Source organism: Acinetobacter sp. YH16056_T (assembly GCF_024605895.1).
In the GTDB taxonomy this organism is placed as follows: Bacteria; Pseudomonadota; Gammaproteobacteria; order Pseudomonadales; family Moraxellaceae; genus Acinetobacter; species Acinetobacter amyesii.
The window spans coordinates 2949507-2965547 of the sequence record NZ_CP094545.1 but is presented as its reverse complement, the minus strand read 5'-3'; the positions used below and the strand labels follow the sequence as shown (position 1 = coordinate 2965547).

Below are 16041 nucleotides of genomic sequence, written 5' to 3'. Positions count from 1 at the left end.
TTACTCGTCCTAGAGTGGTATTTTTGGTCGAAAGTTGCAATTCAGTATGACTGATTTTTCAGACTGAATTGTACGCGTTTAACTGAGTTCCTGTGGGTCTATATCGAGGCTCAATTTCATATTTGATGGCTTGTTATGCAAGATGTTTTGCCACCAATAACGCAGATAATAATGTAAGCGCGCACGATCTGTAGACAGTAAAACCATGTGGGATTGATAACGTCCCGCTTTGCGCTCCATCGGGGCAGGAATCGGCCCCCAAATGTCAATAATTCCAGCAGAGTCCTGACGCAGCAATTGGGCATGTTGCTGTAAAAATTCAGTATTGAGTTCTTGGTTTTTGGACTCACAGCGCACCAATGCGGCATAGCGAAACGGTGGCATTTGTGCCATTTCCCGTTCTTTCATGGTTTCTTTGGCAAATTTTCGATAGTCCTCATTGACCAAGATATTCAAAAGCGGATGGTCGGGTCTTAGGGTTTGTAAAAACACATCGCCTTTACGTTCACCACGGCCGGCACGCCCAGTGACTTGTACAATGAGCTGTGCAGTACGCTCGATGGCACGGAAGTCCACACTCAGTAGACCTGAATCGATATCTAAAATCGCCACCAAGGTGACGTAAGGGAAATGATGTCCTTTGGCCAGCATTTGTGTACCGAGTAAAATGGCAGGTTCGCTTTTTTGAATCTTGTCATAGATTTTTTGCCAACTGCCGACCCGACTGGTGGAATCACGATCGACCCGTATAACGTCATGCTGCGGAAATAGCTCATTTAGGCTTTCTTCAACCTTCGCTGTACCCATACCCACGGATTTCAGTTCTTGGTGATTACACTGTGGACAATGCTCTGGCATACGGTGAATGGTGCCGCAGTGGTGACAATGTAGGTGTTGATAGGGTGTGCGGTGTACCGTGAAATTGGCATCACAATGTGGGCATTTAGCTTGCCATGCACAACTTTCACAAATCAGTACAGGTGCATAACCCCGGCGGTTTAAAAACACCAATACTTGCTCTTTTTTTTCAAGCCGTTTACGGATTTCACCAATCAAAAGTTGGCTGATTCCATGCTGTTTCTGTGCCACTTTCAGATCAAGGATGTGCATTTTCGGCATGACCGCAGTGCCCGCACGTTGGTTCAATTCCAGTACGGTCATTTTGCCTTGTTTCGCCAGTGCATAGCACTCGATACTAGGCGTGGCAGAACCTAAAATGACAGGGCATTGTTCCAGATGCCCACGGTAAAGTGCGACATCCCGAGCGTAATAGCGAAAGCCTTCTTGTTGTTTAAAGGACAGATCATGCTCTTCATCAATCACAATTAAACCTAGATTCGGCAGTGGGGTATAAATCGCAGAACGCGTGCCTAAGATAATAGACGCCTTGCCCGTTTGCGCTGCTTGCCAAGCTTGCATACGTTTTGAATCGTTCAAACCCGAATGTAGTAGAGCAATATTGCAATGAAAGCGTGATTGGAAACGGCTGATGGTCTGTGGGGTAAGTCCAATTTCAGGCACTAAAACCAAGACTTGTTTGCCTTGCTTTAGAATCTCTTGCATGATTTGTAAATAGACTTCGGTTTTACCACTGCCGGTGAGACCATCAAGTAAAAATGCCTGATATTGATTACGCGCCTTTAACACCCGATCAATGGCTTTCTTTTGCTCAGGATTTGCAGTGAGTGGCATTTGCGCCATGCTCATGGGCATCGGGCTAAAGTCCTGTTCCGCCAAGACACATTGGCAGATGCCTTTTTTCTCTAATGCTTTGAGTGTCGCGGTTTCCACACCTGACAAATTTAAAAGATTTTCACCTGTGCCTGTGGGATGTAATTTTAGTATTTTATACGCCTCTTGTTGACGCTCTGAACGTTTAATTTTGGCTTCAGCATTATGGTCAATCAGATTCCATGTCCGTGCCAATAAATTATAGGGCTTTCCTTGGCGTAACAGCGTCGGAAGGGCACTTTGCATCACTTCACCAATCGGAAATTGGTAATACTGTGCAGACCATGTCAATAAATTTAAAACTTTCTCATCTAAAATGGCACGATCATCAAGAAGTTCGGTAATGGCCTTGAGTTTAAAGCTTGAATCGAGTGGTGCATCGGGAGCAATTTTTTCCACGATGATACCGGTCAAATTTTGCCGACCAAAAGATACAGCAACGCGTGCACCTACTTCAGCTTGTTGGTATTGCTCTTGGTTTAAGCTGTAATCGAAGCAGTCGTATAAATATACCGGAACGGCGACTCGAACGCGGTAAATAGGTGTTGCAATGCTCGCTGAATTTGCCATAAAACGTGGATAAGTTCCTGATTAAATTTCGTCGTGATCGTAAAGGAGTTGTGTTAGAGTGAGCTCATATTTTATATCTAAGAATATGAATGATTTTGATGGTCAGACGCAACTGCGCTGATAGAAATTTTGGAAAATTAGAGCATTACAATGCCTGCATATCAGTTTACTGCCATAGACGCTTCAGGGAAGCAGCAGAAGGGTGTACTTGAGGGTGATTCTGCGCGTCAAATTCGTCAACAGCTCAGAGATCAGTCACTCATTCCAGTTGCTGTCGATCCGATAGAGCAAAAAGACAAACACGCGCAGCAGCGCTGGTTTCAAAAAGGGCTGAATGCCTATGACTTGGCTTTATTGACTCGCCAACTTTCAGTTTTGGTTGCCGCTGCAATACCATTAGAAGAAGCGATTCGTGCTGTGGGAAAACAAAACGAAAAAGCCCATGTGCAAAACCTGTTGATGTCGGTGCGTTCTAAAGTTTTGGAAGGACATTCTTTAGCCAACGCACTACAACAAGCGGGACGCTTTCCTGAACTGTATATTGCCACGATTGCAGCAGGTGAGCGTTCAGGTCATCTCGATCTCATTCTCGACCAACTTGCTGATTACACCGAAAACCGCTTCGCCATGCAAAAAAAAGTGCAGGGTGCGATGATTTATCCCATCATCCTGATGTTAATGTCTTTCGGTATTGTGATGGGACTCATGACCTATGTGGTCCCAGATATTGTCAAAACCTTTGACCAAAGCAAAGATGCCTTGCCGTGGATAACGGTCGCTTTAATGAAAGCCAGTGATTTTATTCGAATGGCCTGGCCATTTTTATTGGTCGGTAGCGTAGTTTCGATTTTTCTCTTGGTTCGATTCCTCAGAACAGCGGCGGGACATTATGCCTTTGACCGATTGACCTTGAAATTACCATTATTTTCCAAACTGTCTAAAGGCATTAATGCCGCTCGTTTTGCCAGTACCTTGTCGATTTTAACCAAGTCTGGCGTGCCTTTGGTCGATGCTTTAAAAATTGGCGCAGCGGTCAGTAATAATTGGGTGATTCGAGATTCGGTCAACCTTGCGGCAGAGAAAGTAACAGAAGGTGGTAATTTAGCAACACAGCTTGAGCGAAGTGGTTATTTCCCACCGATGATGGTACAAATGATCAAAAGTGGTGAAAGTTCAGGCGAATTAGATCGGATGCTAGAACGTGCGTCGACGATGCAAGACCGAGAAGTGACGACTTTAATTTCAACTTTATTGGCGTTGCTTGAACCGCTGATGTTGGTATTTATGGCGAGCATTGTACTGGTGATCGTGATTGCTGTGATGCTGCCAATCGTGAATATGAATAATATGATTTAAGACATTCGAACAATGATGTGAACAGAGATTTGTAACATGCAAGTGAAGACAAAAAATATGAAGCAACAAGGTTTTACTTTAATTGAAGTGATGGTGGTCATTGTCATTTTAGGTGTTTTGGCAGCGCTGATTGTACCGAACGTGATGGGCCGTGGTGAAAAAGCCAAAGTTGATACTACGGCGATTACTTTAAAAAGTGTCGCTGGCTCATTAGATCAATACAAAATGGACAATGGTAAATTCCCTTCAATGCAAGACGGCGGATTAAATGCTTTGGTCACCAAACCTGAGTCTGCTAAAAACTGGTTGCCGGGTGGCTACATCAAAGGTGGCTATCCAAAAGACAGTTGGGACAATGACATTCAATATGTGATTCCAGGTTCTAAAGGCCGTCCTTATGATCTTTATTCATTTGGTGCGGATGGTCAGTCTGGCGGTGAAGAAAATGATGCTGATATTTACTATAAACACTAACTGAGAATAATTATAAATTCAGTTTTAATGGAATTAATCACTTCACTTAATAGGATGTTTCAATATTGAGTGAAGTGATAATAAATCTTAATTATAAAATTAATATTAAGTTGTTGAATTTACTAGATCTCTTTCATAAATCAAAAAACGATCTTCTTTTTGGTTAATATTTGCACTCCGGATTTCTTAGCATTCGTGCATAATCTGCGGATGAAATACATCGATTCAAACAAGCTTTCTGATCCTCAGTTCAAGCGATACACAGGCATCTCATGGTCAACTTTCTATTTGATGGTTGAGCAATTGAAGAAACATGTCCCTGCCAAAGGCAGACCGCCCAAGTTAAGCCTGGAAGACCAGGTTCTGCTCTGTCTAAGCTATTGGCGGGAATACCGAACCTTATTTCACGTTGCGACGAGCTACGGGGTTTCAGAGCCCACAGCCTCAAGAATTGTCCGTCATGTTGAAGACTGCCTGATTCGGTCCAATCTCTTTAATTTACCCAAAGATTTACCCGAGGGCGAAGGCATCGATTGGAATGTTGTGATCGTGGATGCCACAGAAATTCCAATCCAAAGGCCTAAAAAAACAGAAGAAAAGCTATAGCGGCAAGAAAAAGATCCACACTTTCAAAGTACAGGCCATCATTCATTATCAAACTCAAAAAATCCTGAGTTTATGTACGAGTCGTGGTGCCGTACATGATTTCGAACTCTTCAGACGTAACTTGAATCAGATTCCTGCAGGTGCATTTATCCTTGCGGATAAGGGTTATCAGGGAATTTATACAGTGTATCCAAATAGCTTGTTGCCATTAAAAGCAAAGAAGCGCTGTAAACTGGATTCCGAACTAAAAATCTATAATCAGGAAATCAATAAAAGAAGAATTGGAATTGAGCATGTATTTGGCAGTTTGAAAACCTTCAAAATTCTTGCTGAGCGATATCGCAATCGAGGCAAAAGACTAGCATTAAGATTCAATCTAATTGCTGGAATTTATAACTTGGAGCTGAGTGAAAAATGACTTATGAAAGAAATCTACTTTAAATAACATAATATAAAATATGTGATATTTATAATAAGAATTATTCCCAATTTTATTGATTACAATAATCGTAAAATATGAATAAATATAGGCTTTTCATTTAAATAAAACCGAGCATAATATCTTTTATGGTACTTTTTTAGCCATGGAGGATAGTATGAAAGCATTATTATTAACGGATGAAATTAACCAATTTCATTGGTCTATGCTGAAATCTGTTCTTTTGATTTTAAGTATTCTGCCGATCAGTCAAGGCATTGTGTATTTATGGCAAAGCACTGAGGGCAGTAGCCAAATTATGGTGGGCTTCTTTGCCATGAGCTTAATGAGTTCATTACTGGCTTTAAGTTTTTGGTCTGCATTAAAAGCGACTGTGGCAAATTTAAAACAAGAACATGCATCTGCCATCGAACAAATGGTTGTTCGTCTTTATCGATATATTCCAATGGTGTCTTTAGCTGCCATGCTTTCCTATTTAGTTACTCAGTTATAACCCCAAAATTAACCTTCCAAACTGGGGCTTGCTCCAGTTTTTTTATGTCTCGTGCTAATGAACAGTTAGCCTACATTAATGTGAAACTTGTTCTAAGATGACGTTACTTTGTCCGTTTTGACGCATCGAATGTCTGCTTCACATATCGTCAGCCTGAATCAAATTTTTATAATGCATAGATAGTCAGATGAAGCACAACAAAGAGAAGAAAAGAGGGAAAAATGCAACAGATTGATTGGCAAGATTTTTTGAAAGTTGAATTACGTGTGGGGAAAATTGTGCAGGCTGAAGTCTTTGAGCAAGCACGTAAACCCGCGTACATTCTCCATGTGGATTTTGGAGAGGAATTGGGCATTAAATAATCCAGTGCGCAAATTACACAGCTGTATCAGCCGGAAAATCTAGTGGGGAAATTGGTCGTTGCTGTCGTGAATTTTCCGAAAAAACAAATTGGTCCGATCCAGTCAGAGTGTTTGGTCACAGGTTTTCATAATGCAGAGGGGCATGTTGCTCTTTGTGTGCCTGATGCAGAGATTCCCCTAGGCACCAAGTTACTTTGAAAAAGTAGGATGAGCTGGCACGTTGAACGTTTAACAATAAAAAAACCGAGCCAAAGCTCGGTTTTTTTTGATCTTTTGTAGCGGAATCAACGGCGTGATTTAAAAGAAATATCAACTTTACGCGGTCGATAAATCCAACCGAGAACCAATAGCAAGAATGAGAAAATCAACACAGGCCAATCACTTAAGCGAGTGTAAAGTGTTTCGCCTTGCATGGCAGGTAAATCACCACGAAGTACCGCATCTTTATCCATCGGTGCCTGTTTCACAATGTGACCATTATGATCAATAAAGGCGGTAATGCCGGTATTGGTTGCACGGATAAACCAACGGCCATTTTCTTTGGCACGCATTTGAACCATTTGTAGGTGCTGATGTGGGCTCGCTGTTCCAGTAAACCAAGCGTCATTGGAAATAGTCACTAGGTAGTCACTTTGACTGGCATTACGGCGCGTTAAGTTGGGATAAGCCACTTCATAGCAAATCGCCGCACCTAAATCATGACCTTTAACATTCAAAGGCTTTTGGTTGTTTGCGCCACGTGAAAAGCCACTCATCGACGGGTCATTTTGTAGGGCAGGCAGTACCCAACTTAACATCCCTGAAAGCGGAATGTATTCACCAAAGGGAACTAGACGTTGCTTCTTGTATAAACCAGAAGATTCATCACCAGTTGCCATGATGGTGTTGTAATACATAGGGTGTTGGTTTTGCTGTGATTCTGCCAGATCCCAATAGGGAATACCTGTCACCCAAGCCGTACCTGTTTTATTGGCTTGGACTTTCATCGCATCCAAAAACGGCTCTATATCGGTTTGGAACATTGGAATGGAGGATTCTGGCCAAACAATGACATCACGGCCCCATTCGGTCCGACTTAATGACGCATATTTCATTAAGGTTTGAGCTTGGTATTCTGTTAACCATTTTAAATCTTGTGGAATATTGCCTTGAATTAAGGAAACACTCAGCGGTTTTTCATTTTTAGGCTGAACAAATTGCAATTGCGCTGCACCCCATGCACCGAGCAAAACAAGGGCAGAGGGAACAATCCAAAAGATGCGTTTACGCAGGATTTCAACCAAGGCGCAGGCCAATACAATGACCGCAAAAGATACTCCAAAGATCCCGAATAATGGCGCATAGCCATCGAGGAATCGTTCAGTAAATGCATAACCTGCAAACAGCCATGGAAAACCGGTAAAGACCCAAGTTTTACTCCACTCGAAAAACACCCACAGTGGCGCAAAGGTCAGTGGGGTTTCTGGAAAGAAGCGGCGGTAGAGCCAACTCTGAACTGCGGTAAACAGGCCCATCACAATCGCCATAATGGCAATCATCAAAACACTGAGTGCTGAATTGGTATCACCATAGACATGGATCGAGGTATACAGCCAAAAAGCCCCGACAAACCATAAGCCAAAGCCATAAGCTAGACCAATGAAAAACGATTGTTTAGGGGCACGCTGACTTAAGCAAGCATACAGCAGGGCTGGAGATAAAATTGCCAACCACCAATAATGATAAGGTGCCAGCGACAAGCTGAAGATGGCACCTGAAAATAATGCAATCAGCAAAGGATAGATGAAAGGTAGCTGTTTTTTTTGTTCTGAGTGGTTTAGCAGCTTATCAAAGTAGGTTCTCATTTACGGACAGCTCGGATCAGATGAATAGTACGTGCATCTGCCTCCAAAATGGTAAATTCCCAGTTTTCAAGTTCAATCACTTGACCTTGTAAATCACTGACCAAGCCCATTTCTTGTAGCAGTAAGCCGCCCACAGTTTCTACTTCATCATCTGAAAAATCAGCATCTAAAAGATTGTTAAAGTGTTCAATTGGTGTAAGTGCTTGAACCAACCATGTATTTGCACTTAGTGGGTCTTCATCTGGAATGATAAATTGAGCTTCTTCATCGACTTTGTCGTGTTCATCTTCAATTTCACCCACAATTTCTTCAAGAATGTCCTCTAAAGTGACTAAGCCTGAAGTTGTGCCATATTCATCAATCACTACAGCGATATGGGTTTGGGTATTTTTTAACATACGTAAAACTTGGTCAGAGCGTGCGCTCTCGGGTACAAATAAGGGTTGACGCATTAATGCACGAATATCGACTTTGGTGGTCGGTTCTGTCAAAAATGGCAACAAATCTTTGGCCAAGAGAATACCGACGACATTGTCAGGCTGGTCTGAGGAAAAGACAGGGAAACGTGAGTGTGCTGATTCAACAAGTACATGCAAAATATCTAATAGCTCATCATCTTCTTGTAAGCTGATCATCGCAGTACGGGGGGTCATCACCTCGCGGATTTTAGTTGCAGGTAAGTCGAGTACCCCTTCGAGCATGGCAACTGTATCGGGTTCTAAGAAGCGACGTGAATCTTGTACCAATTTCAACAGTTCGTCACGGGTTTCTGGTGCAGTGCCCAGCCATTTACGTAAGCCGCGCATGCCCCACGACGGGCCGGATTCCTCTTGCATGATCTTTCCTAAAGACTCTTAATATCTAATAAATGATGATTTTATCATACCGTAGAAAATACAGTTGTCTATTGTTAATGTTGATCTAGATGATGAGCGATCAAGTCATTTTAAGACGTTATCATCTGCATTTTTCAAGCTAACATTCGGTCGTTAGGATTATGCTAAAATAGCCCTAGATTTTAATACTGAGTTTTCTAATGTCTGAGCCTTCTGTGCCCCCATCAATTCAATTAAACACCCGTGGCTTACGTTGCCCTGAGCCTGTGATGATGTTGCATCAAGCCATTCGTAAATCAAAATCGGGTGATATTGTTGAGGTTTTTGCAACAGATAATTCGACCTCTTGGGATATTCCGAAATTTTGTATGCATTTAGGTCATGAGCTTTTGCTTCAAGAAGAACGTCTTGATGAAAATGGAAATAAAGAATTCCATTATTTGGTTCAGAAAGGTTAATTTAAGAGATTGTAAAAAATAATAATTATTAAGATGTTACATTTTTATTAATAAAATAGGCTGGTCAAGTCTGATGGCTAGCCTATATCATTCGCAGCATAATTATACAAAGTTTAAAAAACAGACTTTTAAAATGTTAAATTCGATTGCTCTTATACTTGAAAAATTAGGCTTATCCGCCCAAAAACGTGCCATTCATGTGCAATTTTCCAATCCTGCGTTGAATGAAGAGCTTTTTATTCAACGTATTGATGGGGAGCATGTCTTAAACCAAGGCCTGCAAGCGACTTTGATTTGCCTATCTACGAATGCACTTATTCCACTAAAACAATTTATTGGCGTACAAGTCGCCGTTGATCAAGTGACCGATCAGGGCGAACTCTTCCGCACCACGGGTATTATTACCGAAGCCACCCAAGGCCAGAGTGACGGTTCACTCACGCTGTATAAACTCACTTTAGAAGATGCAACATCGCTGTGGCATAAACGCAGGAACAGCCGTGTGTTTATGAACAAATCTGTTCGCGATGTCAGTGAAACTCTCTTTAAAGAATGGCAAAGCAAAAGTCCGCTCTTTGCTGCCAGTCTAACGCTAGATCTAAGCGGTTTAAGTCAGAACTATGATGTACGACCTTTCATCATGCAGTCGAATGAAAGCGATTATGACTTTTTAACGCGTCTTTGGCGCAGTGAAGGCATCAATTGGCTCATCGATGAAGCGCAGCTGAAAGCACCACATTCCTCAGCGCCAATTGAAAAACAAAAACTTCGCCTGATTGATGACAATAGCCAATATCAAGCACTCAGCCGTCGTAGCATCCGCTTTCATCGCTCTAGCGCCACAGAAAAACAAGACAGCATCACCAGCTTGATCGGTGAGCGTAGCATTCAACCGACTGCGGTCCATGTGCAGCGCTGGCAAGCCGATGGACTCAGCCAAGAAGAAGGCGCAGGTTCAGTTCAAAGTAAACATCAGCATAGCCAAAGCCAAGACAATGCCAGCTTAAGTTTGGAACAAGCATGGCATATCAGCCCTGCATGGATGCAAGACTTAAAAGGCGAAGACCAAGCTACCGCTTCATCCAATAGCCAAATTGAAAAACTGAATCAAAACCTAACGCGCTATCACGAGCTACAATCAAAAAAATTCAATGCACAATCGACCGTGCGTGATACCCAAGTGGTTATTGGTTTGAACTGAATGAACACCCTGAAATTGATCAACATAGTGGTGCAGACAAACAATTTTTAATTACAGAAAAGAAATTCTATAACCAAAATAACTTACCCAAAGACCTTACTGAACAAGTTAATCAACTGATTGAACAAAGTCAGTGGAACATTAAACCGATCCATGAACAGGCCGAGCGTCAGGCCAATCAGCTCACATTACAACGCCGCAATATTGCGACCGTTCCTGCATATAACCCACTCGAACACCGTCCAAGCACCCACCCGCAACGCGCCAAAGTCGTTGGACCAAGTGGTGAAGAAATACATGTCGATGAATGGGGACGTATCAAAGTCCGCTTCTTATTTACCCGTGGAGATGACCACAGCCATGATGGCGGTGCAGGCAGCAATGACAATGACACGGACTCTGCATGGGTAGATGTACTGACTCCATGGGCCGGTGAAGGCTATGGCGCACGCTTCTTGCCACGCATTAATGAAATCGTGGTCATCGATTTCTTTGACGGTAATATCGACCGACCATTTGTGGTGGGACGTATACATGAAGCACAGCGCAGTCCGACCCAATTTGATAGTAAAGGCAAACTGCCAGACACCAAAAAACTGGCTGGAATAAAAAGTAAGGAAGTCCAAGGTGAAGGCTTTGGACAACTGCGCTTTGATGACACCACAGGACAAATATCAACACAATTACAAAGTACCCATGGTGCCACTCAGCTTAACCTCGGTAACCTTAGTCATCCCAAAGAAACCGCAGAAAGTGCAGGGCGAGGTGAAGGCTTTGAACTGAGAACCGACCAATGGGGTGCAGTGCGAGCAGGACAAGGGCTCCTTGTCAGCACACACCCACAACAACAAGCAGCGGCAATGCACCTCGACGCACAAGCGGCGAAAGAACAAATCGAAGCCAACTTAAACAGCAGTAAAGCCTTAAGTGAAGTGGCGAAAAACCAACAAACTGACCCACTTGAAGTCTTAGATAATCTGAAAAACTTCCTTGGCCAAATCGAAAAAGGCAGTAAAGAAAAAGCTGATGCCTTTAAACAAGCCTTAATGATTTTATCTGCACCAAACTCCATTGCTGTGAGTAGTCAGGAAGATATTCATCTTTCAGCGGATGGGCAGATCAGCCAAAGTGCGGGCGATAGCATCAATATCAGCAGTCAAAAATCTTTAATTGCCCATGCACAAAGCAAGATCAGTCTATTTGCAGCACAAGAAGGTTTACGCGCGTATGCAGGCAAAGGCAAAGTTGAAATCCAAGCCCAAGGAGATGGGGCAGATCTGATTGCCCGAAAAGGTATTCAAATTATTTCTACGGAAGATAAAGTTGAAATCAAAGCGAGCAAAAAAATCGTGCTAACTGCTGGTGGTAGTCAGATTGAAATTAGTAGTGCGGGTGTATTGCCTACTACGGCTGGAAAGTTTGAGGTGAAGGCGGGGCAGCATAAGTTTGTGGGAGGGGAGAGAGTTGATATTTCTAACTTCCCATTCATGCCTGATAGTTCAAGATATAATGCACAATTTAAATTTACTGATGATAATGGTCAGCCATATAAAAATGTAGGTTATCTGGCAAAGTTTAAAAATGGGCGAACAAAAAAAGGTAGAACAAATAAAGAAGGCTACACTGAAATTTTTTACACAGAGTCCGCAGAAGATATTAAAGTCTTTTTAGAACTTTAATTTACTTAGTAGCTTTTATAAATTAAATTTAGTTTTTTATGTTTGAAAGAGGTATCTATTGATTATTGATTATTGATTATTGATTATTGATTATTGATTATTGATTATTGATTATTGATTATTGATTATTGATTATTGATTATTGATTATTGATTATTGATTATTGATTATTGATTATTGATTATTGATTATTGATTATTGATTATTGATTATTGATTATTGATTATTGATTATTGATTATTGATTATTGATTATTGATTATTGATTATTGATTATTGATTATTGATTATTGATTATTGATTATTGATTATTGATTATTGATTATTGATTATTGATTATTGATTATTGATTATTGATATTGATTATTGATTATTGATTATTGATTATTGATTATTGATTATTGATTATTGATTATTGATTATTGATTATTGATTATTGATTATTGATTATTGATTATTGATTATTGATTATTGATTATTGATTATTGATTAGATCTCTTTCATAAATCAAAAAACGATCTTCTTTTTGGTTAATATTTGCACTCCGGATTTCTTAGCATTCGTGCATAATCTGCGGATGAAATACATCGATTCAAACAAGCTTTCTGATCCTCAGTTCAAGCGATACACAGGCATCTCATGGTCAACTTTCTATTTGATGGTTGAGCAATTGAAGAAACATGTCCCTGCCAAAGGCAGACCGCCCAAGTTAAGCCTGGAAGACCAGGTTCTGCTCTGTCTAAGCTATTGGCGGGAATACCGAACCTTATTTCACGTTGCGACGAGCTACGGGGTTTCAGAGCCCACAGCCTCAAGAATTGTCCGTCATGTTGAAGACTGCCTGATTCGGTCCAATCTCTTTAATTTACCCAAAGATTTACCCGAGGGCGAAGGCATCGATTGGAATGTTGTGATCGTGGATGCCACAGAAATTCCAATCCAAAGGCCTAAAAAACAGAAGAAAAGCTATAGCGGCAAGAAAAAGATCCACACTTTCAAAGTACAGGCCATCATTCATTATCAAACTCAAAAAATCCTGAGTTTATGTACGAGTCGTGGTGCCGTACATGATTTCGAACTCTTCAGACGTAACTTGAATCAGATTCCTGCAGGTGCATTTATCCTTGCGGATAAGGGTTATCAGGGAATTTATACAGTGTATCCAAATAGCTTGTTGCCATTAAAAGCAAAGAAGCGCTGTAAACTGGATTCCGAACTAAAAATCTATAATCAGGAAATCAATAAAAGAAGAATTGGAATTGAGCATGTATTTGGCAGTTTGAAAACCTTCAAAATTCTTGCTGAGCGATATCGCAATCGAGGCAAAAGACTAGCATTAAGATTCAATCTAATTGCTGGAATTTATAACTTGGAGCTGAGTGAAAAATGACTTATGAAAGAAATCTATTATTGATTATTGATTATTGATTATTGATTATTGATTATTGATTATTGATTATTGATTATTGATTATTGATTATTGATTATTGATTATTGATTATTGATTATTGATTATTGATTATTGATTATTGATTATTGATTATTGATTATTGATTATTGATTATTGATTATTGATTATTGATTATTGATTATTGATTATTGATTATTGATTATTGATTATTGATTATTGATTATTGATTATTGATTATTGATTATTGATTATTGATTATTGATTATTGATTATTGATTATTGATTATTGATTATTGATTATTGATTATTGATTATTGATTATTGATTATTGATTATTGATTATTGATTATTGATTATTGATTATTGATTATTGATTATTGATTATTGATTATTGATTATTGATTATTGATTATTGATTATTGATTATTGATTATTGATTATTGATTATTGATTATTGATTATTGATTATTGATTATTGATTATTGATTATTGATATAATGTCGTCTAAATAATATTCATGAGGGTTATTTTCAATAGTGCTTTTAATTGAATCATTCTTTGAGTTAAAGATATAGTTTTCATTGCTTGAGAAAACAAATAAAGTTGTCCCAAAGTTTTTACTGTAAATAGGTTTTGTATAAGTATCTTCCCAGCATAATTTTGAAAAATTAGATCTAGGTGTTATTAGGAAATTATTGGTTATTTTATTAACAGAAGAAGAGAGTTGATTTTTCTGTATTTCGTATTCTGTGACATTTGAAATTATATTCTCTTTAAATTTAATGGTATATGTGTTTTTTAATTTAAGATTGTTTTTTTGGTTTGGGCCTAAGCATTTACTTAAACTCTCTGAAAAAAAATCATTATTGATTTTATTGTGCACAAAGTTTAAATTTTTTATTTTAAAACTATTTCGTAGTAGATCTATATCAATATTTGTAGGTGATACATCATTTTTTTGAAAAGTACAGCCAAAAAGAAAAATGGTTCCTGCTATTGTGTAATTTTTTATTTTCATAATTTTATTTATTTGGGATATTTAATTGGAAGATTATAGCATCTAGGTTGGCATTTAGATTATTTCGACCTCTATAATGTCTAGTTGCTCCAACAATATATTGACAACACTTAGCATCCAATTCTGGACCATAATATTTTCTTGCACCACCATTATCCTCAATAAATAAAAAAAGTGGTTTGTTATTGTTTCCACTTAGGCGAATACCACCGCCACCAACAGATAATGTTGATATTTTAGATACAGCTATTATGGTTGAGTGATATCCGTAAGCAATACCAACTGAAAAAAACATTAGTGAATTATCAGGGGTTAATTTACTTAAAGATGCTGAAATATTAGCAGATACTGACTTCTCAACATCATTATCTAATATGTCTGCAGCTGTAGTGAATCTTTTAGTAGTGTTTTTAATAGTAGGTTGAATATCTTTTAAGCGTACAGCGTACCCTTTTTTGACTAATGTTTCAGTTGCTTGAATCATTGTATTATTTGTTGGTATTGATTTGGGTGAATAACCCGCATATAAGGCATTGATATTGCTTGCTAAAGCATTTAAACAACACATGCTGCAATTTCTAGTTGGATCGTCTAATCCTTGAATTCCGTTCTTAACTATTCGATTAAGATCATGAACTGTCCATTTTTTTGTAATTTTAACATTTTCAATATTTTGAAGAGTGCCATATCTTGTAGGAACATTTGAAGATCCGTATGAATTAGTTGCTCTTCCTGCTGTATCATATAGGCCAGCAAAAGGATTGTTTCTTTGTATAGTCATTTAAATCTAAGTTCTATTTATATTTTTCAATAGTAGAAATTATAATCTAAAATTTATTAGATAAATACTCGTTTAAGTACATTTATGTTTTTTAAATGTTACATTTTTAACTTTTATGTATATCATATTTTCTTAAATGCCACATCTTGTAATGTTTTGAAACATATTCTAGGTTAGCGTCTCGAAGTGGAAGTAAACTCCTTAGTTTATGAGAAATTTCATAGATTAACTGCGCTTTTAATAAAAATTGGCTTTGTTGTACAAGGAGATATTCTTAAAGGCTTCTTCAGCAATATAATTCCCGAATAAAGATGCTTGCACTCAAGGCCTATTGTACAACCAATTGGTCTTCTTGAATAAAGCGAGCGAATATTTCGATTGGGTTTGATTCTCGGACTCAATAGTATACTCAGCCATTAGGTGAGCATGGACGAAATCAAACCTATTTCGATATAATAATTTAATACTGTTTGATCAAATTTCTATTTCGCCTTTCTTTACATATGATTACGGATTTCGTAAAAAGTATCATAAAACTTTGTGGTTAAGATTGGATAGTACAATATTACATGTCCATTTGTACAAACGCCTATTAAAATTGATATATTGAACAAAAATTTAACTTAATATTATGAGTGGATTTTTGAGATTGAAAAAGAAATAATTTAGTTGGTGAGCTTGTTGGTAATCCTAATTTAAATGAATAATATAGAATTCAATTTATTAAAATTGGTTTAAAATAGTTGGGTGTTAAGTGGAAAGTTTTTAGGTTTTTTGTAATAT

12 protein-coding genes and 3 pseudogenes are annotated in these 16041 nt (G+C 38.8%); 10 read left to right on the top strand and 5 right to left on the bottom strand.

The features are described 5' to 3' along the window. Positions 1–78: 78 nt before the first annotated feature. A complete protein-coding gene (locus tag MST17_RS14445; RefSeq protein ID WP_180026796.1) occupies positions 79–2301 on the bottom strand; it encodes a primosomal protein N' in 2223 nt (740 codons plus the stop codon). Between the two features lie 150 nt (positions 2302–2451). On the opposite strand from MST17_RS14445, the gene gspF reads away from it, so the two are divergent. The 6 genes and pseudogenes from gspF to MST17_RS14415 all read left to right on the top strand — a co-directional run bounded on the left by gspF (position 2452) and on the right by MST17_RS14415 (position 6229). Then, a complete protein-coding gene (gene gspF / locus MST17_RS14440) occupies positions 2452–3657 on the top strand; it encodes a type II secretion system inner membrane protein GspF (RefSeq protein WP_078189785.1) in 1206 nt (401 codons plus the stop codon). Between the two features lie 36 nt (positions 3658–3693). Further along, the gene (gene gspG, locus MST17_RS14435; RefSeq protein WP_180026797.1) at positions 3694–4131 is read left to right on the top strand and encodes a type II secretion system major pseudopilin GspG; all 438 of its coding nucleotides are present in this window, start codon (positions 3694–3696) and stop codon (positions 4129–4131) included. A 210-nt stretch (positions 4132–4341) separates the two neighbouring features. Then, positions 4342–4737 carry a transposase family protein gene (locus MST17_RS14430; protein WP_071851480.1) on the top strand — a complete coding sequence of 132 codons (396 nt, stop codon included), beginning with the start codon at positions 4342–4344 and terminating at the stop codon, positions 4735–4737. Continuing rightward, positions 4685–5155 carry a transposase family protein gene (locus tag MST17_RS14425; protein ID WP_257246855.1) on the top strand — a complete coding sequence of 157 codons (471 nt, stop codon included), beginning with the start codon at positions 4685–4687 and terminating at the stop codon, positions 5153–5155. Before MST17_RS14430 ends, MST17_RS14425 begins: the two co-directional genes overlap by 53 nt. Positions 5156–5333: 178 nt before the next feature. Further along, positions 5334–5669, top strand: a complete 336-nt coding sequence (locus MST17_RS14420) for a hypothetical protein (RefSeq protein ID WP_078189783.1) — start codon at positions 5334–5336, stop codon at positions 5667–5669. Positions 5670–5890: 221 nt separating this feature from the next. Beyond that, a pseudogene (locus MST17_RS14415) lies at positions 5891–6229 on the top strand (tRNA-binding protein). A gap of 86 nt (positions 6230–6315) precedes the next feature. Here the strand turns inward: MST17_RS14415 and lnt are convergent. Further along, positions 6316–7875 carry an apolipoprotein N-acyltransferase gene (gene lnt, locus MST17_RS14410; protein WP_180027380.1) on the bottom strand — a complete coding sequence of 520 codons (1560 nt, stop codon included), beginning with the start codon at positions 7873–7875 and terminating at the stop codon, positions 6316–6318. Further along, on the bottom strand, positions 7872–8711 hold the full coding sequence (locus tag MST17_RS14405) for an HlyC/CorC family transporter (RefSeq protein WP_078189781.1): 840 nt from the start codon (positions 8709–8711) through the stop codon (positions 7872–7874). The genes lnt and MST17_RS14405 overlap by 4 nt, the downstream gene beginning before the upstream one ends. 200 nt (positions 8712–8911) lie before the next feature. Here MST17_RS14405 and tusA point away from each other — a divergent pair, with 200 nt between their 5' ends. The 3 genes and pseudogenes from tusA (at position 8912) to MST17_RS14390 (ending at position 13438) form a co-directional block, all read left to right on the top strand. Continuing rightward, positions 8912–9169 carry a sulfurtransferase TusA gene (gene tusA, locus MST17_RS14400; RefSeq protein ID WP_078189780.1) on the top strand — a complete coding sequence of 86 codons (258 nt, stop codon included), beginning with the start codon at positions 8912–8914 and terminating at the stop codon, positions 9167–9169. Between the two features lie 133 nt (positions 9170–9302). Then, positions 9303–12049: pseudogene (locus MST17_RS14395) on the top strand (type VI secretion system Vgr family protein). A 576-nt stretch (positions 12050–12625) separates the two neighbouring features. Then, positions 12626–13438: an IS5 family transposase gene (locus MST17_RS14390; RefSeq protein ID WP_257246872.1), complete on the top strand. Its 813-nt coding sequence runs from the start codon at positions 12626–12628 to the stop codon at positions 13436–13438. Between the two features lie 493 nt (positions 13439–13931). Here MST17_RS14390 and MST17_RS14385 read toward each other — a convergent pair whose 3' ends face one another. Both MST17_RS14385 and MST17_RS14380 read right to left on the bottom strand, forming a co-directional pair. Then, positions 13932–14477 carry a hypothetical protein gene (locus MST17_RS14385; protein ID WP_180026644.1) on the bottom strand — a complete coding sequence of 182 codons (546 nt, stop codon included), beginning with the start codon at positions 14475–14477 and terminating at the stop codon, positions 13932–13934. Between the two features lie 4 nt (positions 14478–14481). Further along, positions 14482–15258: a hypothetical protein gene (locus tag MST17_RS14380; RefSeq protein WP_180026643.1), complete on the bottom strand. Its 777-nt coding sequence runs from the start codon at positions 15256–15258 to the stop codon at positions 14482–14484. Positions 15259–15614: 356 nt separating this feature from the next. On the opposite strand from MST17_RS14380, the pseudogene MST17_RS14375 reads away from it, so the two are divergent. Continuing rightward, positions 15615–15803, top strand: a pseudogene (locus MST17_RS14375) (IS5/IS1182 family transposase); the annotation flags it as partial. Between the last annotated feature and the right edge of the window lie 238 nt (positions 15804–16041).